The sequence below is a fragment of the Brevibacillus sp. FSL K6-0770 genome (genome assembly GCF_038000275.1).
Taxonomy (GTDB): Bacteria; Bacillota; Bacilli; order Brevibacillales; family Brevibacillaceae; genus Brevibacillus; species Brevibacillus parabrevis.
On record NZ_JBBOBQ010000001.1, the window covers coordinates 764,297 to 790,759 of the forward strand.

The 26,463-nt window shown below is 51.7% G+C and carries 21 protein-coding genes and 1 pseudogene; 14 read left to right on the plus strand and 8 right to left on the minus strand.

The window, feature by feature from the left end:
• The first annotated feature begins 25 nt into the window (after positions 1–25).
• Positions 26–613: a hypothetical protein gene (locus NST23_RS03930; RefSeq protein ID WP_287102273.1), complete on the plus strand. Its 588-nt coding sequence runs from the start codon at positions 26–28 to the stop codon at positions 611–613.
• A 129-nt stretch (positions 614–742) separates the two neighbouring features.
• Here NST23_RS03930 and NST23_RS03935 read toward each other — a convergent pair whose 3' ends face one another.
• Complete coding sequence (locus NST23_RS03935; RefSeq protein WP_287102274.1) at positions 743–2,041, minus strand: MFS transporter; 1,299 nt, start codon at positions 2,039–2,041, stop codon at positions 743–745.
• Positions 2,038–2,661: a TetR/AcrR family transcriptional regulator gene (locus NST23_RS03940; protein WP_287102275.1), complete on the minus strand. Its 624-nt coding sequence runs from the start codon at positions 2,659–2,661 to the stop codon at positions 2,038–2,040. The genes NST23_RS03935 and NST23_RS03940 overlap by 4 nt, the downstream gene beginning before the upstream one ends.
• Before the next feature lie 332 nt (positions 2,662–2,993).
• Between NST23_RS03940 and NST23_RS03945 the strand changes: the two are divergent.
• The 5 genes and pseudogenes from NST23_RS03945 to NST23_RS03965 form a co-directional block, all read left to right on the plus strand.
• Positions 2,994–3,185, plus strand: a pseudogene (locus NST23_RS03945) (response regulator transcription factor); the annotation flags it as partial.
• 14 nt (positions 3,186–3,199) lie between these two features.
• Positions 3,200–4,315, plus strand: coding sequence for a sensor histidine kinase (locus NST23_RS03950; protein WP_287102276.1), 1,116 nt, complete (start codon positions 3,200–3,202; stop codon positions 4,313–4,315).
• A 115-nt stretch (positions 4,316–4,430) separates the two neighbouring features.
• Positions 4,431–5,369, plus strand: a complete 939-nt coding sequence (locus tag NST23_RS03955) for an ABC transporter ATP-binding protein (protein ID WP_122966340.1) — start codon at positions 4,431–4,433, stop codon at positions 5,367–5,369.
• A gap of 17 nt (positions 5,370–5,386) precedes the next feature.
• Positions 5,387–6,514 (plus strand): ABC transporter permease, encoded by a 1,128-nt coding sequence (locus tag NST23_RS03960; protein WP_173598703.1) that lies wholly within the window; start codon positions 5,387–5,389, stop codon positions 6,512–6,514.
• A gap of 1 nt (position 6,515) precedes the next feature.
• The gene (locus tag NST23_RS03965) at positions 6,516–7,664 is read left to right on the plus strand and encodes an ABC transporter permease (RefSeq protein ID WP_173598702.1); all 1,149 of its coding nucleotides are present in this window, start codon (positions 6,516–6,518) and stop codon (positions 7,662–7,664) included.
• Between the two features lie 65 nt (positions 7,665–7,729).
• Here NST23_RS03965 and NST23_RS03970 read toward each other — a convergent pair whose 3' ends face one another.
• The gene (locus tag NST23_RS03970; protein ID WP_122966337.1) at positions 7,730–8,857 is read right to left on the minus strand and encodes an NAD(P)/FAD-dependent oxidoreductase; all 1,128 of its coding nucleotides are present in this window, start codon (positions 8,855–8,857) and stop codon (positions 7,730–7,732) included.
• Between the two features lie 190 nt (positions 8,858–9,047).
• Between NST23_RS03970 and NST23_RS03975 the strand changes: the two genes are divergently transcribed.
• Positions 9,048–9,689, plus strand: coding sequence for a prepilin peptidase (locus tag NST23_RS03975; RefSeq protein ID WP_122966336.1), 642 nt, complete (start codon positions 9,048–9,050; stop codon positions 9,687–9,689).
• Positions 9,690–9,735: 46 nt separating this feature from the next.
• Positions 9,736–12,888: a hybrid sensor histidine kinase/response regulator gene (locus NST23_RS03980; RefSeq protein ID WP_173597192.1), complete on the plus strand. Its 3,153-nt coding sequence runs from the start codon at positions 9,736–9,738 to the stop codon at positions 12,886–12,888.
• 161 nt (positions 12,889–13,049) lie between these two features.
• On the opposite strand, the gene NST23_RS03985 is transcribed toward NST23_RS03980, so the two are convergent.
• The 3 genes from NST23_RS03985 to psiE all read right to left on the minus strand — a co-directional run bounded on the left by NST23_RS03985 (position 13,050) and on the right by psiE (position 15,962).
• Positions 13,050–14,804: a DUF4179 domain-containing protein gene (locus NST23_RS03985; RefSeq protein WP_173597163.1), complete on the minus strand. Its 1,755-nt coding sequence runs from the start codon at positions 14,802–14,804 to the stop codon at positions 13,050–13,052.
• On the minus strand, positions 14,801–15,358 hold the full coding sequence (locus NST23_RS03990; protein WP_173597162.1) for an RNA polymerase sigma factor: 558 nt from the start codon (positions 15,356–15,358) through the stop codon (positions 14,801–14,803). The genes NST23_RS03985 and NST23_RS03990 overlap by 4 nt, the downstream gene beginning before the upstream one ends.
• A gap of 187 nt (positions 15,359–15,545) precedes the next feature.
• Positions 15,546–15,962 (minus strand): phosphate-starvation-inducible protein PsiE, encoded by a 417-nt coding sequence (psiE, locus tag NST23_RS03995; protein WP_173597161.1) that lies wholly within the window; start codon positions 15,960–15,962, stop codon positions 15,546–15,548.
• Positions 15,963–16,183: 221 nt separating this feature from the next.
• Here psiE and NST23_RS04000 point away from each other — a divergent pair, with 221 nt between their 5' ends.
• Positions 16,184–16,930 carry a metallophosphoesterase family protein gene (locus tag NST23_RS04000; RefSeq protein ID WP_173597160.1) on the plus strand — a complete coding sequence of 249 codons (747 nt, stop codon included), beginning with the start codon at positions 16,184–16,186 and terminating at the stop codon, positions 16,928–16,930.
• A 144-nt stretch (positions 16,931–17,074) separates the two neighbouring features.
• Here the strand turns inward: NST23_RS04000 and NST23_RS04005 are convergent, their stop codons facing one another.
• Together NST23_RS04005 and NST23_RS04010 are read right to left on the minus strand one after the other, a co-directional pair.
• Entirely contained in the window at positions 17,075–18,721 is a 1,647-nt protein-coding gene (locus NST23_RS04005; RefSeq protein WP_173597159.1) for an MDR family MFS transporter, read from the minus strand.
• Positions 18,718–19,167 (minus strand): MarR family winged helix-turn-helix transcriptional regulator, encoded by a 450-nt coding sequence (locus NST23_RS04010; protein ID WP_173597158.1) that lies wholly within the window; start codon positions 19,165–19,167, stop codon positions 18,718–18,720. Before NST23_RS04010 ends, NST23_RS04005 begins: the two co-directional genes overlap by 4 nt.
• Before the next feature lie 271 nt (positions 19,168–19,438).
• On the opposite strand from NST23_RS04010, the gene NST23_RS04015 reads away from it, so the two are divergent.
• From NST23_RS04015 to NST23_RS04035, 5 genes are all read left to right on the plus strand, one after another.
• Complete coding sequence (locus NST23_RS04015) at positions 19,439–21,205, plus strand: amidohydrolase (protein ID WP_173597157.1); 1,767 nt, start codon at positions 19,439–19,441, stop codon at positions 21,203–21,205.
• A 188-nt stretch (positions 21,206–21,393) separates the two neighbouring features.
• The gene (locus NST23_RS04020) at positions 21,394–22,071 is read left to right on the plus strand and encodes an MBL fold metallo-hydrolase (RefSeq protein WP_173597156.1); all 678 of its coding nucleotides are present in this window, start codon (positions 21,394–21,396) and stop codon (positions 22,069–22,071) included.
• A 251-nt stretch (positions 22,072–22,322) separates the two neighbouring features.
• The gene (locus NST23_RS04025) at positions 22,323–23,321 is read left to right on the plus strand and encodes an ABC transporter substrate-binding protein (protein WP_371736948.1); all 999 of its coding nucleotides are present in this window, start codon (positions 22,323–22,325) and stop codon (positions 23,319–23,321) included.
• A 279-nt stretch (positions 23,322–23,600) separates the two neighbouring features.
• The gene (locus tag NST23_RS04030) at positions 23,601–24,368 is read left to right on the plus strand and encodes an ABC transporter ATP-binding protein (RefSeq protein ID WP_122966328.1); all 768 of its coding nucleotides are present in this window, start codon (positions 23,601–23,603) and stop codon (positions 24,366–24,368) included.
• Positions 24,369–24,380: 12 nt separating this feature from the next.
• Positions 24,381–26,273 carry an ABC transporter permease gene (locus NST23_RS04035; RefSeq protein ID WP_122966327.1) on the plus strand — a complete coding sequence of 631 codons (1,893 nt, stop codon included), beginning with the start codon at positions 24,381–24,383 and terminating at the stop codon, positions 26,271–26,273.
• Positions 26,274–26,463 lie beyond the last annotated feature (190 nt).

A 26,463-nucleotide genomic window follows, 5' to 3' on the forward strand; every position in this document is an offset into this window, starting at 1 on the left:
TCTCGATCTGGAGCCGCTTGCCAAATTGCCGAAGCTAAAAAAGGCATCGTTCAGTGTTGTGGCGATTGCCGATGTCAGTCCACTCCAGCGTATTGAGGATTTGAGCATGCACTACGCGGAGGTAAAAAATATCGATTCACTCAAACAATTGAAGCAACTGCAAAAGCTGTTCATATACAGATATAGCGGAGCGACCGATGTCAGCCAACTGCTGGAACGCCTGCAAAACAGCACACGAATGAAGGAAATCCACGTAATTGACAACGAAGTGACGAACCTGCAGCCGCTTGGTCAGATGAAAAATCTGGAGGTGCTGCAACTCGTCATAGACAATCCGCTACATGATCAAACAGTAAAGCCGCTGGCAGGGCTGCGCAATTTGAAGGCGCTCATGGATGGCACCGCTGCAATCCATGACGAAGCTGATCTGGCTGAATCTGAAACAGAACCAAGTCAAAAACTTGGACGGATTGTTGCTCAATGTACAGAAAGGCGGCTTTGCCCCCAAAGGTTATATATGCTTGTCGATGAATCCACTGCTGGAAAAAGCCAGTGCCAAAACGAAGCAGGAGCTGGCCACTTTGGCCAAAAAAAGGCATCCAGGTGGAGATAGACGAGAGCGGTAGTCCACAATTCGACGAAGTTTTGCCAGAGGAATTGTATTTTTGGTAGTCAGCCGTAAAAAGAAACGAGCCGGAAACCGCCTCAAGTGGGGGTCCGGCTTTTTGCGTTCCATTGTCTGCTATGCTTTTTCTTCTACCGTTCCCAGCTTCAGCTCCCGGATTTTTTGCACCCGCCCGATCACGATAGCGAGTACAAAAACCATCACACCGGAAAGCATGAACAAAAAGCCGATCCCTCTGCCTGCTCCTGTTCCGATGAGCTGTCCAACCGTGTCAGCAAGTGCGCCATTTTGTGCGAGAAGGGGAGAGAAAAAATGGTCGGCGAGAAAGCCTGCCGAACCGAAAGCGAGCAGCAAGCCTACTTGGGATATGGCTGACACCATCGACCAGACGCGCCCTTGCTTCTCATTGTCGATATTCGTTCGGATCAATACTTCCAGACTGGTGTTGACGAAAGGCAGCGCGGCGAAAAAGAGGAAGCCGAACACGACGATCGGAACGACTGCCGGAAACGTACCCATCAGTGCATAAAACAGCCCGGCAAGCGCCAGTGAAAAGGAAAGAATCTTCGGCTTGTTGTTGCCAAGTCCTTTCACCCCGATGAACAGACTGCTGGCGAGCATCCCGGACGCCGCCAGGGAAAGCGAGATTCCCAGCACTTTGGAGTCGGTCAACGTCAGCATCATCGGACTGAACAGCGATTGCAGAAGCCCGATGTAAAAGCAAACGACAGACATGAGCAGGACGAGCAAAAACACGCCTTTTTGCGAGAGCAGATATCGGAACGACTCGGACAGCTCGCCGAAAAAATCGCGGCTTTCATCCGCGGGCTGTGGTTTGCTGCCCTTGTTCATGACCAGCAGCACAGCCACAACCGCCAGCAAAAACGTAAGCATATCGATCAGCAGCACGATCTGGATGTCAAAGAAGCCAAGCAAAAAGCCTGCGAGGATCGGCGACAGGAGATACTGCGCAGAACCTGCCAGTTGAATCAGGCCGCTCGCCTGCGAGTATTGCTCTTCCGAAACCATGTCCGTCACCGCCGCTTTATAGGCGGGCGTCTGGAGCGCAGTCGAGATCGAACTGATCCCCACACCTGCGTATATATGCCACAGCTCCATTTGTCCGGTCCAGATGACAAACCAGATGAACATAATGCCGATAATCGAGCCGATATCACCGATGATCATCATCCGGGTGCGATCGAAGCGGTCTGCCAGCACCCCGCCAAAGGGCAGGAGCAGAAAGCTCGGCAAAAAGGAAAAGAGGATGACCAGCGAGAAGCTCGTGCTGGAATGGGTCGTCTGAAAGACGTAGACACCCAGGGCAAAAGCGGTCAGCCCGCTTCCGACCGCCGACAAAAACTGCCCGGACCAGACGACGAGAAATTGCCGAAATGCTTTGGTTTGGGCGCTCAAATGGCACCTCCCAAAAAAGCAAACGCGCCCGGCTCGGCACCCAATGCTCGCTCAATGATCGTCTGCATGGCCCGGCTGCGCGCGAGCTGTTCTTCCCGATCCCAGCCGAAAATATTCGATTCCAGGAGAAACTGCGAGCCTGCGAGCAAAAACTGGATCGTTTCCAGAGGGGCTGCTACATCAAACACGGACTCCTTGTTGCCCTGTTCGACGACCTGCGCGAAGACAGGGGCGATTTTTTGCACGATCGCCACATTCAGCCGCTCGTGCAGTTCTCTGTTTTCCGGACGATGCAAGCTGTCCATCCATTCCTGTTCGTGCTGCGCGATCCGGCTTTGCCCCCGCAGCATCTGCCGCAGCTTTTCCAGAGCAGTCTGCTTTGGATCGTCTGCCAGTGTCTGATATGCGGCAGCGAGACGATCGACCATTCCTTGGACGAAAGCTTCCAAAATCTCTTCTTTCGACTTGAAGTAGTAGTAGAACGTTCCTTTCGCTACGCCAGCTTTCAGGATGATTGCGTTCACGGTTGTATGGACATAGCCTTGCTGCCGAAAAAGCTCTCCGGCTGCTTCGAGTATCTCGGTGCGACGAGTAACGGGGTCTTTGACGATGCGTCTCATGATTTCCTCCTTTTGGAAAACGGACGGTAGTTGGTTGTAAATTACCATATGACTGACCGTCAGTCTATAAGTAATTGTTTTTTTCGTTCGAACCGTCATACATTTCCAATGCATGGCATCTGCATTTACTTTTTTTGTTATAATAGTTTTGCTAAAAATGCGGCTTCATCCAATCATACAGACGCCGGAATCGGCAGCCAGTGCGGTGAGGGGCTTGAAGGACAGGGGGCAGCCCACGATGAAGATCAAGGTGTTGATCGCGGACGACAACTCTTTTATAGGAGAAGGCATGAAAATCATTTTGACGAGCTTTTCCGATTTTGAAGTGGTGGGAACGGGAGCTGGGAGTCATCGAGCAGATTGCCAAGGGATTGTCGAACAAGGCAAGCGCCAAAAAGCTGTTCATTTCGGAAGGGACAGTCGCGAATTACATTACTTCTATCCTGAGTAAAACAGGCCTGGAGCACAGGACACAGATCGCCATTTACTATCTGACAGGCGAGACGAGAATGTCTGGAGAATAGGAGAAGATTCATCGATGGATCGTTGGACGATTGGAAATAAGGCAACGGTGCTTGGCTATATCATGATCGCTTCGTTTCTCGCCCATCTTGCTTCCGAAGTGAACCCGTGGCTCATCCTGATCTATTTGCTGTACGTTGCGCTCAACATTTCCTTGCTGATTTTCAAAAAGCCGCAGTTCAAGCGTTTGCTGTCCGCTTTGTCTCTGGTGCTCGTGGCGGCAGGTGCGGTTTTTTGGGAGCCTTTACTCTGGCTGCTTTTGCCGATGAACATATGTGAACTGCTTCCTTCGTCAACCATTGGCAAGGGATTGGGCATTGTCCTGATCGGAGCAGGCGGATTTTTGCTCCCGCTGGAACTGGTTCCTGTATACCTTTTAAGCGGCTTGCTCAGCTATTTGTTGTTCACATGCAGCAGCATGCTGTCGGAAAAAATTCGTTCCCTGGAGGGCGAGCGGGAGCGGCTGCGGGCGGATTTGCAGCGGCTGTCGCGTTCATTGAGCGAAAACAACGAATACATCAGGCAATCCGAATATACGATCAAGCTGGAGGAGCGCAATCGGCTTTCCCAGCAAATTCACGACGATGTCGGACATGCGGTGGCTGGCGCTTTGATCCAGATGGGGGCGGCGCGCATGATGCTTGCTACCGACCAGGAAAAGGCCAGTGAGCTGTTGGGCAATGCGATTGCGATTTCCAAAGAAGGGCTGGAGCGCATCAGGCTGACGCTCAAGGAAGTGAAGCCGAGGCCGGAGGAGCTTGGGATCAATCGGCTCAGACTGTTCGTGGACGAACTGTCGGCAAAAGGAACGGTGGCTGCTACGCTCACGTTTGAAGGAGATATTGACGCTGTGACTCCGATTCAGTGGAAAATCATCCAGCAAAACGCGACCGAGGCTGTAACCAACTCGCTCAAATACGCCAAGGCGACAGCCATCTCCATCGAGGTGCGGGTGCTGAACAAGTTCATCAAGGCTGTTGTCGAGGACAACGGAGTCGGCACGGCAAAGGTCGTCAAGGGACTGGGCATCTTGGGGATGGAGGAGCGGGCCGCTTCTGCGGGAGGCACGGTCATCGTTGACGGGACGAAAGGCTTTCGCGTCACGACCCTTTTGCCGCACAGAAACGAATGATGTTTCTCATGAAAACAAGTGAAAAATCTCACGGCGAGGGGATGAACTTATGCACTGACATAGGGGCATCCTCTTTGATTACAATACTGGCATAACCACGAAGGGACTGAGTCGGATGAGCCATGTACTCGAAATCCGCAACTTGACCAAAAAATTCGGCGATTTTATCGCTGTGGACAATATGACGTTGAACATCGGCGAAGGAGAGATTTTTGGCTTTTTGGGGGCGAATGGAGCGGGCAAAAGCACGACGATCAACATGATTGCGTCCTTGTTGCGGCCGACAAAAGGAGAAATCGTTCTGCTCGGCAAAAACATCGTGAAGGACAGCAAGTTCGCCAAAATGAATACGGGCATCGTACCCCAGGAGTTGGCGATTTACGAAGACATGACCGCGTATGAAAACGTCAGCTTTTTTGCCGGCTTGTACGGTCTGCGGGGAGCGATGCTGCGGGAGCGGACGGAAGAAGCGCTCGCGTTCGTCGGATTGGGCGACAAGCACCAGAGCTTCCCGAAAAACTTTTCCGGCGGGATGAAGCGGCGGCTCAACATCGCTTGTGCCATCGCTCACCTTCCCAAGCTGATCATTATGGATGAGCCGACAGTCGGGATCGATCCGCAGTCGCGCAACTACATTTTACAGTCGGTTCGCAAGCTCAACGAGATGGGCTGCACGATCATTTACACGAGTCACTACATGGAAGAAGTCGAAGAGATTTGTACCCGCATTGCCATCGTGGATCACGGCAAAATCATTGCGGAAGGCACAAAAGAGCAACTGACATCGATCATTACAGACACGAAAGAAATCTGGATTGGCTTTCGCGCGGATGGAGCGATCTCCATCGAATCGCTGCAAGGAATCGCTGGGGTCACTGCCGTGCGCCAGGAAGAAAACACGCTCAAAATCGTGTCGAAGTCGGAAGTCAACAATTTGAACCGGATTATCCAGCAGTTGATTAAAGACCAGGTAGAGATTCGCTCTGTCGAAGAGCAAGCCCCTAATCTGGAATCGGTGTTTCTGACATTGACAGGCAGAAACTTGCGGGACTAGAGAAAGGGAGATGCCAGATGGCTATTTGGAGAATTGCGTTAAAAGAGATTCTTTCCAGCGTGAGAAATCGGCAAACGTTTCTCTTCATGCTCGCCCTGCCGATCATCCTGATGCTGATTTTGGGTGCGGGCTTGTCCAATGCTTTTTCGTCAAAGCATTCGGTCGGGGAGGTTCGCCTGCTGTACAAAGCGACTTTTTCGGAAAACGACATGTCTGCGTACTGGGACAGCTTTACGAAAGCGATCGGAAAAGAAGGGGTGGAAGTCGTCCCGATCAGGCCGGGGATGGATTGGCGCCAGGAAGTCAGCTCCGGGCGCTATACGGCTTATGCGACGATTGACAAGGACGGCATTGCGTTTTTCGGCAGCAGCAAAAATACAGTGGAAAGCGGCATTTTGCAAGGGATGCTGGTCGCCTTTGCCGATCGTTATGCACTCGGCACGGCCGCCTTTCAGGCGAGTCCGGGTGTCGGCACAAACATCTTGAAACATGCAGCGGAAAGCAAAGATTTTATTCAGGAAACAACGCTTGTAGCAGACAGAAAACCAGGCTCCATCGATTACTACGCCGTGTCGATGACAACGATGATCGCCCTGTTCTCGATCATTTCCGCCAACTATTTGTTCGGTGCGGAACGGGCGCGGAAGACGGCAATCCGCCTGATGGCAGCGCCGATCAGCAAGGGAGAAATTCTGGTTGGCAAAATGATCGGCAATGTGTTCATCAATACACTCTGTGTGCTGGTCGTCGTGCTGTTTAGCAAATTTGTCTATCATGCTTACTGGGGCAATCATTTTTGGCTGGTTCTGCTTGCTTTGTTGACAGAGGTACTCTTGGCGGTGAGCCTGGGACTTGGCATCGGGTTTCTGCTGACCAAACAGGAAGGCTCGTACATGGTAGTGATGATTTTCTTGCAGTGCGCTTCGTTTTTTGGCGGCGCGTATTTTCCGATTGAGAACACGGAGGGCATCTTGACGCTTCTGACCAACTTGTCTCCTTTGCGTTGGATCAATACGGCTTTGTTGGAGCTGATCTACATGGACAATATCGTCGCCGTCTGGAAAGTGATCGGACTGAATCTTGGAATCGCAGCTGTGTTTCTGGTCTTGACGGTCATCTCCATTCGCAGACGGGAGGCATTTTAACATGGATGAAATGGTGTGGCTCATTCGCAAAACGCTGAAAGATACGTTCCGCAAGAAAAAGAACTGGTTCTTGTACTTTGGTCTGCCGATTGTCGGGATTTTGATCTCGCTGTTTTTTTACAGCAATGCAAGTACAGGAACGATCCGGGCCGGGGTAGTCAATCAAGATGGCAGTCAGGTGGTCACGAGCGGAGTCATCCGTTACTTGGAGGGGCTTGGTCAAGTTCAGGTAACTCCATTGGATGAGGAGACGCTGCGTGCACGCATCGCTTCGGGCGATCTGGACTGCGGCATCATTTTCGAGCAAGGCTTTGCGGATCGTGTGAAGGCAGGCGAGCCAGGGCACATCCGCATCGTTTCCGTCAAAGGCGAGTCGGTCACGGCATACATCAAAGCGATGCTGCAAAGCTATATTGGCAACGTGGCTGCGATCGGCAAGGAGACAAAAGGCGATGAAGCGGCTTTTGCCCGCATTTACGACAGCTACAGCCAACATCCTTTCAAGCTTAAAGCGACGGCGCAGCCTGACACCTCGAATGAGAAAATGATGTCGTACCAAACGATTGGCTACTTGATCACGTTCATGATGTTTTCTGCGGCCAACTTGTCCGAGATCATCCTCAAGGAAAAAGAGAACCGGACGTTCTTGCGCTTGCTTTCCTCGCCGATGTCAGCGAGAGCGTACGTGCTGTCCAATGTCGTCGTCAGTTTGCTGCTGATCTTTTTGCAGATTGTTGTCACGCTGGTGGCGATGAAGCTGATTTTTCATATCGATGCGGGGATGCCGACCTTCCCGTTGATTGTTGTCCTGCTGCTGTTTGCTCTCACGGCAATCGGGCTTGCGCTGACGATTGTCGCATTTGCCAAAAGCACATCGGCAGCAGGAGCCATGCGCAATATGATCATTACCCCGAGCTGCCTGCTCGCAGGTTGTTATTTCCCGGTGAACATCATGCCTGAGACCGTGCGCAAAATATCGAGCTTTTTGCCGCAGCATTGGCTTTTGGACAGCATCGATCAGCTACAGCAAGGCCAGAGCTTGGGAAGCTTGTATGTGAATTTGCTCATTCTCGGAGGATTTGCCCTCGTGTTTGCCCTGATCGCGGTTTATCGGTTCGGGAAAAACAATGACAGCAGGCAGTTTGTATAAAGCTGAGCGGTATGAAATGAAGCGAGGTCTTATCCCTTTACAGGATAAGACCTCGTTGCTGTTAGCTAGGATTGTGCCGCAATGGCACCTGACACGTCGTAATGCTCTAACGGTATGTCCACTTCCAGATCGAGAGCGAGCTTCGCCATCTGATAGCCGATATAAGGACCCATCGTCAGGCCGGATGCGCCGAGGCCGTTGGCAACAAAAATGCCTTCCCAGCCGGGCAGCGGGCCGATGACAGGCAGAAACCCTGGCGTGAACGGACGGAATCCCACTCTCGCTTCGACGAATGTACTGTTGGCAAGCTCGGGAGCGATGTCCAGTGCTTTGGCAAAAACTTCGTGCAAGCCGCCTGGCGTAAGGCGTGTATCGAAGCTTGGCACATCGTTCTCGTGTGTGGCGCCGATCACCATTTTATGTTCATCGAATGCCAGCAAATATTGGTCGTTTGGAGGAATGACAACAGGCCAGTTGTCTGTCTGCCTGTCTGCGTATTCCAGATGAACAATTTGCCCTTTTTGGAAGGTGACCTGGAAGTTTACGCCCAGCGGCTGCAAAATGTGATTGGCCCACGCTCCGGCGCAGATCACGACAGAGTCGGCTGTGATGCTCTCCGTTCCAGCCTTTACCCCTGTGATCCGGTTCCCGTCGTAAACGAGTTCAGCGCTTTCGTACAAAAGGGACGCTCCGTGTTTTTGCGCGGCGCGCAGCAAAGCATCCCGCAAGGCGCGGCCATCCACGCGAGCGGCTCCTGTGACATGGACAGAAGCATAGCTTTCGTCCAGGGGCGGGAACAGCGCTTTTGTGTCGTCAGCTGAAAGCGTGGAGACATCCCCCAGCTCCGGTGCATCATCTTTGCGCGTGAGTGCCCGTTTTTCCAAAGTCAGCAGCTTGTCTTTGTCTGTATGGATGCTGAGTGCTCCCACCCGGGCATACCCGGTGTTCGTTTCTCCGCTTTGTTCCAGCTCGGCAATCAGCGAGGGATAGAAACGCGCCCCCTCCTTGGCCAACCTGTACCAGGCTTGATTGCGTCTTTGCGACAGCCACGGGCAAATGATCCCGGCTGCGGCATCGGTTGCCTGTCCTTTATCTTTTCGATCGACAATCATTACTTCTGCGCCTCTTTTTGCCAACTGATACGCCGTCGAAGCGCCAACAATTCCGGCACCTACAACAATGATTTTTCGCATGGTTCGCATCCTTTTTCATGAAGGGTGTACAGTGCATTTCCTTCCTTACTATAAACTACGGGAGAAAGAAAAGGTATCACCGCTATCAGCTTGCGCATGGAAGAGAGGGGAGCGAGCGGCTTTTTTTGTCTCAACTTGCAAAGCTAAAATGAGGGAAATAATTCCGGATTCCGTGGAGTGAGGTGATGAGATGTCTGCAATCTTGCTTGCGCTTGGCTTGGGCTGGAGCGGTCTGCTGATTGGTTCTGCTTGCATAGCGCTCGGGATGCGGGCGGTTGGCATGCGTGACCAAAAAGATCGCGAGCGATTCAAGAGAGGCGCTTGGTTTATGAAAGCAGTGACAGGGCTGTGTTTTCCCCTTACGTACTGGAAATACGGCTGGACAGCGGAATTGCTGCTGGGCCTATCGCTTGTTTCTTTCCTCGTGCTCGTCACGGTGGCAGACTTGGCTGACCGCCGCATTCCCAATAGCGTGCTGCTTCCTTTTTGCCTGTCCGTTCTTTTGCTGCGCGGCTTGTTTCCTTATCAGGGCAGCGATTTTAGCGCTCAGCTGATCGGAGCGGCAGGCGTGTTTCTGCTGTTGTTGCTGATCGCAGTCGTGACGGATGGCGCAATCGGAGGAGGAGACGTCAAGCTGTACGGGGCGATCGGCCTGTTTCTTCCGCCGGATTTGCTTGTGTGGGCGATGATCTACTCGTCTGTTTCGGGGGGATTGTACGGTTTGGCGCTGCTCATAGCCGGGCGGGCGAGCTGTCAGTCAAAGCTGCCTTTTGCACCGTGGATCGCTTTTGGGACGCTTGTCGCCTATTTTTCGGGGGAGCGGTTTGCGTAGGCGGATAAAGGGATAAACATGTTGATGTCGAAAATATGCAACTATGATGAAACGACATAGCCGAACCATACCTCATTACGCAGCAGCGCCTCTCTGGAAGTATGCAATCATCCTGACTTTTTTTCTTGCGCTGCTTTTGGGACTGCGCTGGATGTGGTACTCGCTCAATGCAGACCCAAAGCATCCTGATGTAGAGCAAGGTGTCCTGGACATGCGTGGATGGGACTTTGAGCGTTCTCCTTCCATTTCGTTAAAAGGGCAGTGGGAGTTTTACCCGAATGCTTTTCTGAGCCAAAAAGATTTGAAGCAAGTGCCGGAAAGGGAGCGGCAATACGTTCAAGTACCCGGTGACTGGAGCAGCGCTTTTCCGAATGCTGCTGATTCGTACGGCTATGGAACGTATCGGCTGCGGATTTTGGTCGATCAGCAGTTGGAGCAACCGTATACGTTCTGGATTCAGGAAATCGAGGCAGCTTCCCGTATTGAGATTAACGGAGAGCATATCGGTGGACTTGGCGTGCCTGCTACAACAGCAGAGACGACCAAGCCGTGGAAGGCTTCCTACACAGCCACGTATACGGCAGGAGACGCCAAGGTCATTGAACTGCTGATCCAGAGCGCCAATTTTCAGCGGCCGCACAACGGAGGAATCATCAAAGACATTTACTTCGGCTCGCAGGCGGCGGTTGATACGGAACGGTGGTATTCGATTGGCCTGCAAATGGCGACCTTTTTGATTTTGCTGCTGCACGGGTTGTATGCGGGTATCCTGTTTGTCTTCAAGCCGCGCCAAAAGGAATTTTTATTCTTCTTACTGTTGTTGTTTTGCGTCGCGATCAAGACAGTGATTGACTACGACAACCTGATGCTGCTCTGGTTCCCGATTCCGTACGCGTGGGCGCTCAAAATCGAACTGCTGTCTTACATCTGGCAGCCTTTGCTCATGATCTTGCTGGTGAGAAGACTGTCCAATGCGGGAGGAGAGACAACCTCCAGACTGTTCCGGGTTTACCTGTTCTTGCTCAGCCTGTACTCGCTGTTCCTTTTGCTGGCATCGTCCGAGTGGGTGTACCTTTCTTCCAAGCTGCTTTCCTTGTATTATTTAGGGCCGCTGCTGCTTTTTGCTTTTATCATTGTCCGCATGCTGATGCGCAGTCAACAGGATGCGATGTTTTTGCTCATCGCCGCTGTCAGTGTGTATTCCAACGTGATTTGGGGCGTGTTGCAGCAGTATCAGCTGATCGACATGAAAAACGTCTATTATCCTGTTGACCTGATCGCCGCTCTGGTCAGCTTCTCGGCGTACTGGTTCAGAGGGTATTTCCGCCATGCCGAAGAGCGGGCGATGCTGACCGAGCAATTGAAGAAAGCCGACAAGCAAAAAGACCAGTTTCTCGCGCATACATCTCACGAGCTGCGAACGCCTTTGCACGGCATCATGAATATTGCGGAGACGGTCGTCATGAGCGAAAGACACGTCATGGGCAGCCGCAGCACACAAGACATGGAGCTGCTCATCACGATCAGCCGCAGAATGTCCCACCTGCTGGACGATTTGCTGGATGTTGTCCGCTTGCAGGACAAGCATATTGTGCTGGACAAAAAGCCGCTGCGCATTCAGGCGGTCACTTCCGGTGTGATCAGCATGCTTGCCTATATGGCCGAGGGCAGGCCGATCCAGTTGCAGATGGAAGTTCCCGATTCGACGCCGCCGATTCTCGCAGATGAAAAGCGTCTCGTGCAAATTTTGTTCAACCTGATTCACAACGCTTTGAAGTTTACGGAACAAGGAGCGATCACCGTTTTTGCCGAGGCAGTAGGCAATCAGGTGGAAATTCGTGTGTCGGACACGGGAATCGGAATGGATGAGGAGACGCAGGCGCGAATATTCAAGCCGTATGAGCAAGGTGGCCAAAGAGTGAACAACGGCGGAGGAATTGGCCTGGGGCTTGCAATCTGCGCACAGCTAGTAGAATTGCACGACAGCAAGCTGCATGTGCATTCCGAGCCAGGCAAAGGCTCGCATTTCAGCTTTCTACTTCCGGTGGTGGCAGAGCCGGAAAGCATGGCAAGTGTGGAGAACAACCGGGAGCGGGAGCGTTCGGGCGAAAAGGTGTACCAGGTGCCTGTATTAACCAAGTCCGCGCGCAACGAGTTTTACCCTTCCTGGTCTTCCCTGCACACGGCGGCCCGTTCATTTGCCGAACGAGGTGCCAACATTTTGGCTGTGGATGACGATCCGGTCAATCTCAAAGTGCTGGAGCGAATTTTGTCGCCGTATCAGATTACGACGTGCACGTCAGCGAGAGACGCGCTTGATCTGCTTTTCGCCAAGCAGTGGGACTTGATCATTATGGATGTCATGATGCCGCACATGTCGGGCTATGAGCTGACGCAGAAAATCCGGGAGCACTTCACACTGTCTGAACTGCCGATCTTGCTTTTGACCGCGCGAAGCCAGCCGGAAGACATATACACCGGGTATTTGGCCGGGGCCAACGATTATATTTGCAAACCTGTCGACGGCATGGAGCTGAAATACCGGGTCTGGTCGCTGACGACGCTGAAACAAACCGTCGATGAGCGCTTGCGCATGGAGGCAGCGTATTTGCAGGCGCAAATTCACCCTCATTTTTTGTTTAACACACTCAGCTCCATCTTGGCTTTGAGTGACTTCGATACAGAAAAGATGCGCAATCTCGGAGACGCGTTTACTTCGTTTTTGCGGATCAGCTTCGACTTCCTGAACACAGGCGAACGGGTGCCGCTCTCCCACGAGCTGGAACTGGTCGAGTCGTACTTGTACATCGAAAAGGAACGCTTCGGCGAGCGCTTGTCCATCGAGTGGGAGGTCGACCCTGGCTGCGAAACCGTGCTCATCCCGCCGCTCACCATCCAGCCGTTGGTCGAAAATGCCGTCAACCACGGCCTTTTGAGCCAGATCGAGGGCGGAACCTTGCGGATACGAATTGTGCGGCAGGAAGACGCTACCCGGTTTGAAGTGCAGGACGACGGTGTCGGAATGAACAAGGAAATCGTGGAGCGAATCCTGGACCTCGCCACGAAGGAAAAAGGCGGAATCGGCGTGTCCAATACGCACCGCAGACTGACGCAAATGTACGGCAAAGGCTTGTCCATCCAGAGCAAGCCGGGGGAAGGGACGACGGTGTCGTTTGTGATCCGCGATCAAGTCAAATAGGCATAAAAAGAAGGCATTCTGCATCGCTTTTCATCGCAAATTTCTTTCAATCAAAAGACCGTAAGTGCCCGCAGCCACTTTCATGAACAACGCCGGGACACTTCCATAGAAAAAGGCTGACAGTCCGCTGAACTGCCAGCCTTTTTCGTATGAATGTTTACTTACTTGCCATTCAAAATCCGCACTTGCCATTCAGCATCGTCATGTTTGACCATGCGCTTCGTCGAAGTAATGATCAGCTCTTTCGGAAGTGGTTCGCTGTCCTTCACCAGCATCGTTCCAGCAAAATGCGCCAGGCCGTTTACGAGTTCGGATTTGTCCGTGTAGAAGTCTGTGTCATGCTCTTTTCCGGTTTCATCTGTGATCGTCCAATACGCAGGAGCTGTTAAGAGCGGCGCGGTATTTTTGCCTAGCGTGATGTCATAGGCGATATGGTGCCCTTCTATTTTCGTTGTAGTGCCATCCGGGTTTACCTTGTATGCGCCATCGTCGTATCCTTCCACATCAACGGCTCGATCAGGGTCCTTCACAAATTTTTTGAAGGTGAAGCGGTCTTCGTGATCTGCGGCGAGCACAGGCTGTTTTTCGAGTTGTTCTAGGTCGATTTTGACGCGAAAATCAGTCGGTTCCTCCGTGTAGACGGAGCCTAGCTTGAAAGACAGCTTCGTTTTGGGATCGATTGGCTGGAAGTAGTGGAAGTTTCGGTAGCCCCCCTCAATCGACTGGAACGGGACGTCTGACATGGAACGAATGTCGTTCTGTGACTTGTTCACTCTCGCGGTAAACATCTGGGGATCGCGAGCGGCAATAACAGTGCCGCGATCATCCACAAGCTCGTAGCTGTAGCTGGCCGATTTGTCGGTGTTTGCGCTCCGGTCAATGACCAGCTCGACCCCTGTTGGGGCAAACGTCATCTCTTGCAACGTAAAAGTAATTCCTTGCGGCGTCGTGTAGCTTTTGTGAATCGCCTGTGAGCGCGTCGCCGCTTTTGCTTTTTGCATATTCACAGGAACGGACAGCTTCCAGTTTCCTTTTGTCTCGTCCATTTGCTGGATGGAGAACTCGACAACAAGTTCGTCAGGAATCTTGCTTGCATCCGGGAAATACGTTTTCAGCTCGCGTTCCAGGAAAAGTTGTCCAGCCATGTTTCGCTGGCTTTTCCACTCGTCGTTCGGGTTTTCCCAGCGTCCTGCCTCAGCGAGATCAGCAGGCTGCAAAATGTTTCCTTGTTTGTCTTTCAACGTCACGACGGGTTTTTTTGCTCCTTGCTGATACATATCCTGCCAGAATACTTCCAGCGGTTTTCCCGCTTGATCGGTGATGGAGGCTGCCAGTTGAATGCGAAGCGGGTCTGCGATTACCTCTTGAACGGCAAAAGTGATTCCTTGATCAGTCACTTGTGCCTGCGGGAATTGCGTGAATCCGTTTTGGACTGCCTGGCGTATTCCGTCGTCGCCAAATTGACCCAGGATGGTTTTGGAGACAGCAGGCGCAGGAGCTTGATTGTTTAGCGGCTTACTTGCAAAAGCAGCATTGACATAGCTGGAAAAAGTAGGAGAAACGAGCATTCCTCCTGAAACGACAAGCGCTAATGCCGCAGCGGCAATGGATACATTTTTCATGACGGTCATACTCCTTTTTTTCTGGCGAGCGGGTGTAGCTGCACGGGCATCGGCAGTGCGGCTTAAAATGCTCACAGGATGCGGCGAGAGTGACTGGATAACTTTTTGCTCCAAGTCCGCACTGATTGTTTCAGCCCATGGTTCATTCGCTTGGGCGAGACAGTCGATGTACGCTTCAAGCTGTTGCTGGCAGCGGGGGCAATGATCGAGATGCTGCTCCCACTTTTGTCTGTCTGTTTGCGCTAAACGGTCGTCCAGATAAGCTTCCAGTTCTTGCGGCGAAAGGCAATTCACAGCGGGGCACCCCCTTTTTTCTCCTGCTTTTCAAGCTGTTCCCGCAGCTTTTTGCGGGCGTAGGACAAGCGCATTCGTACGGCATCTGGCGATAACGACAGCTTGCTGCCAATTTCCTTGTAGCTGAGGTGCTGGAGATAGTGCAAATCAAGGATCGTCCTGTACGACTGATCCAGTCTCTTCAGTTGCTGCCATAAAGTGTGGCGTTCTTCTTTTGCCAAATACTCTTCCAGCGGGACAGGGCATTCGTCCTGTAGCTCCATGTTCATTTCCGTTACGGCAGGCGTGCGCTTTCGTTTGCGCAACTCGTCAATTCCCCGGTTGATGGCAATCCGGTACAACCATGCCGGGAACGAGTGGGCCGGGCGATAGTCGGGCAAGCTGTAGTACGCCTTGATAAATACTTCCTGGACAATATCTTCAACCTCAAGGGAAGGGCTCAAGTTTCGCCGGAGTATCGATGCGATTTTTCCTTTGTATTTGTTGACGATCAGAGCATAAGCTTCTTTATTGCCTGCAAGAACCTCCGCAATGACCTCCCGATCGTCCTGCATGATGCAATCCTCCTTGCAAAAAAGGTGCTGCGCAGCACTCGGCAAAACGTTCATGACCGTTTTGCTTGCTTACATTACTATAGACGATCAGCAGCAGTGCCCCCTCTCAAACTTTTTTTGAAAAAGAAAAAAGAGGATGCCTTTTCCGTGAAAAAGACATCCCCGATTTGCAGGCATGATGCGTTATTTACTTCCCTGGCCGCTCGACCGGAGTTTTGTTGATGATGTAATAGCTGACAATCAAAATCAGAATCACGCCGGAGTAAATCAGTGTGTTGAGCGGATTGTGGTGATCGACGATGATCAGGCGAACCATCGCCGTGATGCCGATGTACAAAAAGTAGCGCAGGGGAAAATGATAGTTTTCGCGAAAATACTTCACGATCATGGCGATAAATTCGAAGTAGAGAAAAAAGGCGATGATGGCTTCCAGAAATTCGTTCAAGGTCGAATCGGCAGAAAGCATCATTTTGCCAAAGTGGATCAATTCCTTGACGAGCAGGACGCAGAGGATGACGGCCAAAACAATCAGAGAGATGTTCAAAATCAACTGAAGCAAAGACGGAATCGAGAATTGCCTGAGCACCGATTTGACATAGTTCATGACAGCAGCCTCCTGTTGCAAAAGGTTCGTCCGAGCCAGGTTCTTTAAATGCGTTATACTAATATTAGCTAATTTCGGAATTTAATCAATCTATTTAACGAAAGTGACATACTATTTACAGAAAGTTTGAATACCCGGCTGTTCTCTTCATTTTGCTGGAGCATCCAGGTGTGGAGCGGTATGATGGATGATAAGCACTATGTGAGAAGGAGCGATCTGTCTTGAAGCACCATCATTCCATAGCCGTTATCTCTGACATACATAGCAACGTTTATGCGCTCGAAGCTGTACTCCAGGACATCGATTCACGGGGGATTCAAGTTATCGTCGATCTGGGGGACACGCTGTTCGGCCCGATTGCTCCGGTCGAAACGGCACAGCTTTTGATGAACCGCCCTTCAATCGTTTCCATCATGGGCAATTGCGATCGGTATTTGTTGCAGGATCATTTCGAATCTCCCACCTATGAGTATGTGAAGCCGCTGCTTGGTCAGGAGGTGCTGGATTGGCTGCGGACATTTCAAAAGTCATATGTGTACGAGGATGCTCTGTTTTGCCACGGAACGCCTTTTGCCGACGATGCCTACTTGATGGAAAGGGTGGCGCCGTACGGGACTGACGACAAAAGCGTGACTGAGTTGATGATTGAGCTTGCTGCTGTGCCGCAAAAGATCATCGTTTGCGGGCATACGCATGTGCAGCGGTCCATGTGGCTGCCGGATGGAAAGTGGATCGTCAATCCGGGAAGCGTGGGGCTGCCAGCTTATTTTGAGGAGACGCCTTATCCCCACTCGATGGAATCGATGACGCCGCATGCCAAATACGCCGTTTTGCAGCAGCAGGATGAGGGGTGGAAGTTGGAGCAGGTGTTGCTTCCGTACGACTGTGAACAGGCGGCCCAAAAAGCGGAAGCGGCGGGCCGGATGGATTACGCTCATGCCATTCGGACCGGGCGAGCCGAGTTGTAAGGGAGCAAGCGGTGCGACGAGGGGCTGGCGCTTGTGGTTGAGGAGCGCGATGCAACGCAAAAAGACGCCAGCACGATACTGGCGTCTTTTTGGCGTCTCCGTTTCCGAAAAACGCGGCGAATGATCCATGTTTATGATCAATGATCAAGCTTTTCCAGGCTGAACGCCGTCCCACTCACTGCTGTTGTCAGCTGCGCGTTTTTCCGGTTGCTTCTGGCTTTGCCCGCGCAGCGGGATTTCTTTCAGGAACAGAGCGATCACGACAGCGAAGCCAGCCACGATTGCTCCTGTCAAAAAGGTCGTGGTAATGCCGTAGCTCATGGCATCGCGGATCATATCCAGCACGTGAACAAAGGCGGCTTGCGATTCCGGCGACAAGCTGTGCAGAGCTGCTTCGATCTTCGGCTGATCGAGCAGATTTTGCGGATTGCTAAACAGCGCCAGCTTCTCGGCCAAGGCCGGATCGTTCGGCATCGCGCCTGCCTGCCCCATTCCAGCGGAGAGCTGGGTCATTTTCGTGGTCATGCTGGCGCTCATGACGCTGCCCATGACTGCAATCCCGATCGTACCGCCGAGGTTGCGGAACAGTTGGGAAGTGGCGGTCGCGACCCCAAGCTCTTTCGGAGCGACGGCATTTTGCACCGTCAGGGAGAATACTGGCATGGCGATCCCCATACCCAGTCCGAGAATGATCATGTACAGGACGAGCAAATAAATCGGGGTGCTTGGCACCATGAAGTACATCAGCACCATCCCGGCTGTCATGACGAGCAGTCCGCTGATCGCCATTTTTTTGTACTTGCCTGTCTTCGTCATCAATTGACCGGCGAGTGCCGAGGTCACGAGCATGGCAATCGACATCGGCATGGCGACGTAGCCGGCCATGGTTGGCGAGATGCCTTTTACCCCCTGGACGAAGAACGGCACGTAAATGATCGCACCCATCATCCCGGCGTTCAGGAAGAAGCCGACCAGGTTGGAGACGGTAAACACGCTGTTTTTAAACAAGCCAAGCGGCAGGACGGGCGTTTTTACTTTTGTCTCTGTCCACAGGAAGATGCCCAAAGAGACGACGGTGACAGCGAGCAGACTGATGATTTGCCAGGAGCCCCAGGCGTATTTGTTCGGGCCGTCTCCTGCCCAGGAAAAAGCAAGCAGCATCGGCACGATGGTCGTCGTCAAAAACAGGGAGCCGAAGTAGTCCACCGATTCACCCTGACGTTTTTCCACGCGCGGGAAGTGAAGCAGGATCAAAGTAAAAGCGATCACGCCAATCGGCAAGAAAATCCAGAACACCCAATGCCAGTCCAGATGATCGACGATATACCCGCCCAAGAGCGGGCCAGCCACACTGGAGACGCCGAACACAGCGCTCATGACCCCTGTCCATTTGGCTCTTTCCCGTGGTTCGTACAAATCGCCCATGGCGGTAAAAGCGGTCGACATAATAATCCCGGCACCAGCGCCTTGAATCGCCCGATAGGTGATCAATTGAAAAATCGTTCCCGAGAAGCCAGACAGCAAGGCCCCGATGCTAAACAGTCCAATCCCGGCCAATAAAAACGGCTTTCGTCCATAAATGTCCGACAGCTTTCCGACCAGTACGGAGGCGACTGTTGACGTCAGCAAGTAAATCGTGATCGCCCACGAGTAGTAATCCATCCCGCCCAGCTTGGCGATGATGCGCGGCATGGCGACACCGATAATCGTTTGGTTGATAGCTGAAAAAAACATGGCGGTAATGATCGCAATCATGATCGTAATTTTCTTCTTGTCCGTTAACTCACTCATGCTTGATTCTCCTCTCTTGCGCTTTCGATGTTATGCAAAACTTGGCGGTAGATACGGTTCAGCTGTGCCAGATCTTCGTCTGACAATCCGGCAAACAAATCTGCCACTGTCCGCTTCAGCTCGATTTTGTACTGCTGCAAAACCTCGCTGCCTCGCTCGGTTATTTCCAGATAGACCACCCGACGGTCGTGACTGACGCGACTTCGGCTGGCATAGCCACAGGCGATCAATTTATCGGAAAGACTGGTGACGGCTCCGGGAGTAATGCGCAGCTGCTCTGCCAGAGTGGAAGCTTTTTGCGGGCCGTTTTTGTCGAGCATGCGCAAAATCATGGCTTGGGAAGCGGATACGAGCGGGTCCAGGCGCTTGTGCCAATTGGCGGATACACTTCGCTGCACCTGGATGTAGAGCTGTTCGAAATCGGTAAGGGAAGACTGACTGGACATGTTTATCGCTCCTGCTTTCCATGGTTAATAGTATCGTTAGTTAATAATTAATCACATGAAACATTAATTAGTGTAAATGTTCCTTCGTGCGATGTCAAAGCAACCTTTTTCCAATTGGCGAGCGATTTCGATGAAAGTCGAGCAATTTCGGCAAAAATCGGGGAAAAATACGAGTTTTCACAAGGGATTTCATGGAATTTTCTGAGTTGCGATGCTACAATCAGGTTTGTCGTGTTTTTTACCAAAGATAAAGAGATAGGTGGGGATTGTGTTGTTTGCAAAAAAATGGACCAGCGCATTGCTGGCAACGGCATTGATGCTGCCACTGCCTGCTTTTGCTGCCCAAGGGACAAGCCAGGGAGTCGGACAAGCGAGTGCTCCTGTGCAAAAAGCGGCGGTACAGCCAGCGGATGTCGTCCTGTCGGGCGGTGCCGTATATACGGTAGACAGAAACAGAAACTGGGCAGAGGCTGTCGCCATTCGTGGAAACGAGATCGTCTATGTCGGCACGAACGAAGGCGCCAAGGCGTACATCGGAAAAACGACGAAAGTGACCGATTTGAAAGGGCAAATGGTGCTGCCAGGCTTCATCGACAGCCATACCCATGCGAGCAAGACAACAGGACTGATCTATTCCATCGACCTGTTTGACGCAGGTACGATGGAGGAATACACCCAAGTGATTTCCGAGTTTGCCAAAGCGCATCCGAAAGAAGTCGCTTTCCAGGGCCGTGGCTGGAGCAATCCGGTAGCACCTGGCATCGGGCCGCGCAAAGAAGTGCTGGATGCGATCGTCCCTGCGATTCCGATTGCCTTGACTTCCGATGACGGACACTCGTTGTGGGTCAATACGGCTGCGCTGAAGCTTGCTGGCATTACAAAAGAAACGAAAAATCCGGAAGGCGGCATCATCGAGCGCGACCCGAAAACGGGCGAGCCATCCGGGACACTGCGCGAAAAAGCAATGGATTTGGTCCTGTCCAAAATCGGCGGCTACACCGTGCAGCAGTACAAAGCAGGGATCGAGGAATATCAGCACAAAGCGGTTGAACGCGGAGTTACAACGGTTCGCGACCCGGACATGCTGCGCTATCCAAACGTGCTGGAAGCATACGAGGAACTGTCCCGCGAAAACAAGCTGACCATCCGTTTCCGCAATGCGATCACGGCAAACCCGGACAAAGGGCCGGAGCAGATTGCCGAGTTTGTCAAAATCCGTGAGCGCAATCAAAACCCGTTGTTCCAGGTGAACGCGGTCAAAATCTTTATGGACGGCGTTGTCGAAGGTGCTACGGCCTATCTGGAAAAGCCGTATGAGCATAAACATACAAACGGCGAACTGATCTGGAAGCCGGACGTCTACAACAAAACAGCAGCGGCTGTCGACAAGGCAGGCTTCCAATTGCATGTGCACTCGATTGGTGATGCTTCCACACGGGTCGCGCTCGATGGCATGGAATATGCCGAAAAACAAAACGGCAAGCACGATGCTCGCCACTCTCTCGTTCATTTGCAGCTCGTCAACAGCGATGATATCGCCCGCTTTAAAAAGCTCGGTGCTGTCGGCATCGTTCAACCGTTCTGGTTCATGCAAGAGGAAGGCTACTACGATGAGATCGAAGTGCCATACCTCGGTCATGAGCGCGCAGAACAAGAATACCCGATGAAAAGCTTCCTGAATCAAGGCGTGCATATCGCTTCTTCTTCCGACTATATCGTGACGCCGGAGTTCAACCCGCTTCACGGCATCCAGCAAGGCATCACCCGGATCGAAGACGGCGTGACAGACCCGGCGAAAATCGCCAATCCGAATGAACGCGCCACTTTGCCTGACATGATCGCCAGCTTTACGATTGACGGGGCTTACGCCAACCACGTAGACGACATCACAGGCTCGCTCGAAGTGGGCAAAAAAGCCGACCTCATCGTTCTGGACAAAAACTTGTTCGAAATTCCGGCCACTGAAATCAAGAATGCGAAGGTCATTTTGACGTTAGTAGAAGGAAAAGAAGTGTACAGCCAAAAGGCAGGGAAATAATAAGGAAAAGAAATGGCCGTCCATGAAGCGACGGTCATTTTTCTTTTAGTCAGTTGACGCCCGATGCAAGAGCATGTCGCACGTCGCATGCCCGTCCAAACTCTCGCGGCCAAAAGGATTCTTGCTGGCGGTCAGGGAACATAAAAGAGGAGATTTTTCCATTCGACTAGATGCGGGAGGTGTTTGATGTGGCTGCACGCGAAGGAATACAAACAATCAAACTGGAGATGGATGCAGGAGGAAGCCCATTCGTCGTCCACACGGCTGTGTTGTGGGATGAGCAAGAAGTGGTGCTCATAGATACAGGGCTTGCAGGTCAGCTGCCGCTCATTCGGGACACGCTCGCCAAGGCAGATATCCCTCTGGAAAAGCTGACGAAGATCATCATTACCCACCAGGATCGCGACCATATCGGCAGTCTGTTCGAGCTTGTCTCATACGGCGAGGGAAGAATCCAGGTGCTTGCCCATGAAGTGGCGATTCCTTATCTGGCAGGGGAAACTGCTCTGTTGAAAAGCGGTGCTTTTGCTACTCCGGTAAAAGTGGATCAAGCTCTTCATGATGGAGATATTCTTCCGTATGCAGGCGGGATTCAAGTGATTTACACACCTGGCCACTCCCCGGACCACATTTCTTTGTACCACATCCCGAGCAAAACGCTGATTTCAGGCGATGCTTTGACAGCAGAGGATGGCGTCCTCCTGTCATTCAATCCGGATTTTACCCCGGACCGGGCAGCCGCGGTGCAATCAATCGCGAAGCTTGCCAAGCTGGATATCGAGAGCGTAATTGCCTATCACGGCGGCGTCTGTACGAAAGATATAAAAGGAAGGCTTGCCGAGCTGGCCGAAACGACTCCGGCATGAATGGAACTGGCAGGCCCCGTCCCTGCTTGTGACGGCTGGTTTTTGAAGGAGTTGTTTGTCGGTTCTGATTTTATTGGAAAGCTGCTGAGCAAAGCTTAACAAACAACGCATGGGGCGAACCTGTGCGTTGTTGTTTTGTGTTGGGCGTACGCAACGATTGACAGTCAAAGTTACACTTGCTATGATTTTTGATGATAATGAGAATCATTAACAAAATATTGAGCGTACTCTTACATAATGGAGGTTTCATCGTGAGAAAAAACAACATGGTCATTGCCGTCCTCTCCATGGTTTTCATGCTCTCGCTGCTGCTGACAGCATGCGGAGGAACTGGCAGCTCGAACAACAGCGGGGCTGCCAATCAACCCGCAGGAGAGCAAGCTGCGGACAAAGCGGCAGAGAAAAAAACGCGCAGCTTCGGTACATCCAAAGGAGCTATCCAAATTCCTGAAAAGCCGCAACGAATCGTAACGGACTACTATGCAGGCGAACTGCTGGCAGTAGGCGGAAACGTCATCGGAGCGGAAACGATGGCGTTCAAGAACCCGTTCATCATCGAGCAGTTGAAAAGTGCCCAGGATGTAGGCGAGCGGGTCAACCCGGAAAAAGCTTTGGAACTGCAACCTGACCTGATCGTCGTCATGTATGACGACAACTACGAAGCCCTGTCCAAAATCGCGCCGACCGTTTTTCTCCCTTACGGCACGACGACGAACATTTACGACACAGTGAAGCTGTTTGGCGACCTCGTGGGTGAAAAGGAAAAGGCAGAGGCGTTCATTGCCGACTTTGACAAAAAGGCTGCCGAAGGCCGTGAGAAGATCAAGGGCATCGTGGATGAGAACGCCACTGTCGGTCTGTACGAGCTGACCAACAAAGGCGACTTGTGGGTATTTGGCGACAACGCCGGACGTGGCGGACAAGCGGTCTATAACGCATTGAAGCTGAAAATGCCGCACCCGGACACCACTAAAAACCAGACTCTCCAGTTGTCCATGGAGACACTGCCAGAGTACGCGGCTGATTACATGTTCCTGACTTTCTACGACCCGGAGAAAAATAGCGAGGCGCTGAAAAACTTGCAAAACTCGGCTGTCTGGAAAGCCGTTCCGGCAGCGAAAAACAACCGGATTTTCTACAACGATTTCGATACTTTCTATCGCTACGACCCAATCGCGATCAAGGCGCAAATCGACCTGTTCGTCGACATGATCGTGAAAAGGGAGCAGGAGAACAAAAGCAAGAAATAAGAGCCAAAAAAGCCATTCCACTACGGATGGCTTTTTGTGCTTTCAAGCGTCCAGTGCAGCCGCTCGACAGGCACTCCAAAAGCGGTGGCGTTTTTCCCGCGCCATCTCCCGCGGCATTTTTGTCTGTGCAATCTTTCAGTTGCCTCCCCCCACCTTACAAAAACGAAAGCAAACTGTAAGGTAGTTCAATAGCTCTCAAACTGGAAACTGGTTACAGTTAATAGGGAAGAGCAACACGGAAGACCGCTTGGCGCGGAAAAACGAATGGAGGAACAACGCGTGAGTACAGCTGTATTGGAAGTCAAAGACGTTGAAAAAGTATACGGATCAAAAGGCGAGAGTCAATCGCATGCGCTAAAAGGAGTATCGCTGACGATAGAAAAGGGAGAATTTGTAGGAATCATGGGGCCGTCCGGATCGGGAAAAACGACGCTCTTGAACGTGATCTCCACGCTTGATCGGCCATCGTCAGGTTTTATCCAGATCGCCGGAACCAACATTACACAAATGAAACAAAACCAGCTTGCCGATTTTCGCTCGCAGAAGCTCGGGTTCATTTTTCAGGATTTTAACCTGCTGGAAAATTTGAGTGTATACGAAAATATTGCGTTGCCGCTATCGCTGCAAGGAGTGGCATCCAAAGAAATCCGCGCAAAAGTAGACAAAGTGGCTCAAACGTTGGGCATCAGCGAAATTTTGCAAAAGTACCCAGTACAAATCTCTGGAGGCCAAAAACAGCGTGCTGCCGCTGCTCGCGCGCTCGTGCATGAGCCTGCGATTTTGCTTGCCGACGAGCCGACAGGTGCCCTTGACTCCAAAAACGCCAAAAGCCTGCTGGAGACGATGACCGATCTGAATGAAAAACACCAAGTCTCGATCATGATGGTCACACACGATGCTTTCAGTGCCAGCTACTGCAAACGCATCCTCTTCATCCAGGATGGCAGCTTGTACACCGAGATTCATCGCACAGGGGACCGTCAGCAATTTTTCAAACAAATTTTGGATGTACTGGCCGAGCTGGGTGCATCTCATGATGTGCGCTAGGAGGGAACATCCATGTTGTTGAAGTTATCGTTATCCAGTATGCGGAAAATGATGAAAGACTACCTGGTGCTCCTGGTAGGTCTGGTCGTTTCCATCTCGATTTTTTACATGTTTCAGACGCTAGCCATGAACTCCGATTATGTGAAAGCGAACTCGATGATCCGCTCTATCGGCATCGTTTTCAATGTAGGGGCCTTTCTGTTGGCGTTCATTACGATCTTCTACATCTTTTACGCGAACTCGTTTTTGCTTGCGCTAAGGCGTAAAGAACTCGGGATGTACATGGTGCTCGGGGCGAAAAAAGCCAAGATCAGCCAGATGTTGTTTGGGGAAACATTGCTGATGGGCATAGTCTCCCTGCTGATCGGTAGCCTCGTCGGCATCGCGCTGTCCAGCGGAATCGGGCAATTGCTGATGAGCTTGCTCGATATTTCCACAGAAGGGTACTTTCCATTTTACGTACCGTCTTTGCTGATGACATGGGGCTTTTTCCTCGTGCTGTTTCTGCTCACCTCGACGATCAACGCCATTCGGCTGGCGCGGGCGACCGAGCTGGACTTGATTCGCGCCGATCAGCAAAACGACCAGGTCAAGGCAAAAGGCATCGGGACGATTGTAGTTGCGATCCTCGGCATTTTGCTGGTCACTTTCGGCTACTATTTGCTGACGCATCTCAGAGATTATGTCGCTCCAGGCTTCATTGTCGGGGCGGTCGTGACGACGATTGGAACTTATCTCGTCTTCATCTCGTTGCTTCCGGTATTCGTGCAAATTTTGAAAAACAACAAAAAGCTGAACGATCGTCAGCTGAATGCTTTCACGTTTGCCCAACTGCGTTTTCGCGTGAACAATTTGACGAAAATTTTGGGTACGGTCGCCATGCTGATCGCACTCGGGGTCGGAGCGATGGCGGGCGGTATGGCTTTCCAGCAAAACGTAGAGCTGGTTGCCAGCATCGGACGCGGCTACGACGTTACACTGCAAGACCCGGGCCATGAAGATTTTCAGGCGCTTGCTACCATGCAAGTCCTGGAGCAAAACGAGTACCGCTACAAAAAAGACGGAAAAACCATCTATTACCTCAAGGATGATTTGCTGGCGCACCCTCCGCTGATTTCTGCCAACACGATGGAGAGCTACTCGCCGGAAAATAGCTTGAAACGGGCAAGTCAGCCTTTGACGGAAAAAGCATATATCATGTACCGCGATGAGGACGACAAGCAACAGCCTAAAGAGCTTCCAGAAGAGTGGAGCCAGGCAATCTCGCGAGAATTTATGAGCAGCTACAAAATGGAAAGGTCGCACGCTGTGCAAGTTGTAGACCCTTCGATTTATAACCAAGTCAAGGGCAGCGAGCACAAAGTTGTTTTGGTGAAGCTGGACGAATTTGTCAAGTACAAAGAACAACTGAAGGCCATGGATGCCCGGCAAAAGGAACTGCTCAAGCCTGAGTATATGGACAAGGATGCAGACAACGACGAGGAATTTTCGCTTGAGACTAAATACAGCGTCTATGAGCAAGCGTATGCATTCACAAGCGGAACGCTGTTCATGGGCTTCTTCCTCGGCGTAGCCTTCTTGGCGATGATGGCAAGCTGCCTGATGTTCAAGATTTTGTCCGGGGCGACTCGTGACAAAGACCGCTACAGCATGCTGCGGAAGATCGGCGTTCGCAAGGAAATGCTCGTCGGCTCCATTTACAAAGAGCTGTTCATCGTGTTCATCTTCCCGGCTGTCATCGGTTTGCTGCATGTGCTGATCGGGATGGAGATGTTTTCGATCATTTTGCTTGAGCCGTATAAAAACATCTGGATTCCGACATCTATCTTCGTTGTGATCTACGCGTTGTACTATTTGATTACGGTTCGCCTTTACCGGGGAATTGTGTTGCCGAAAGAAGCGTAAAATCCGGAAAAATCCTCCCTCCTTGTTTGGAGACAGTAACAATGGACGTTACTTTTATTGCCTAGATACTTTCGTGATACACCAAAGAAGGTACTGCTCCCCATCTCATTTTGGGTGTCAGTACCTTCTTTGGTTAAATGACTTTTTTAGTGGTCTCAAGTTTAACGAAGCGCTTTATCATAGTCTACCT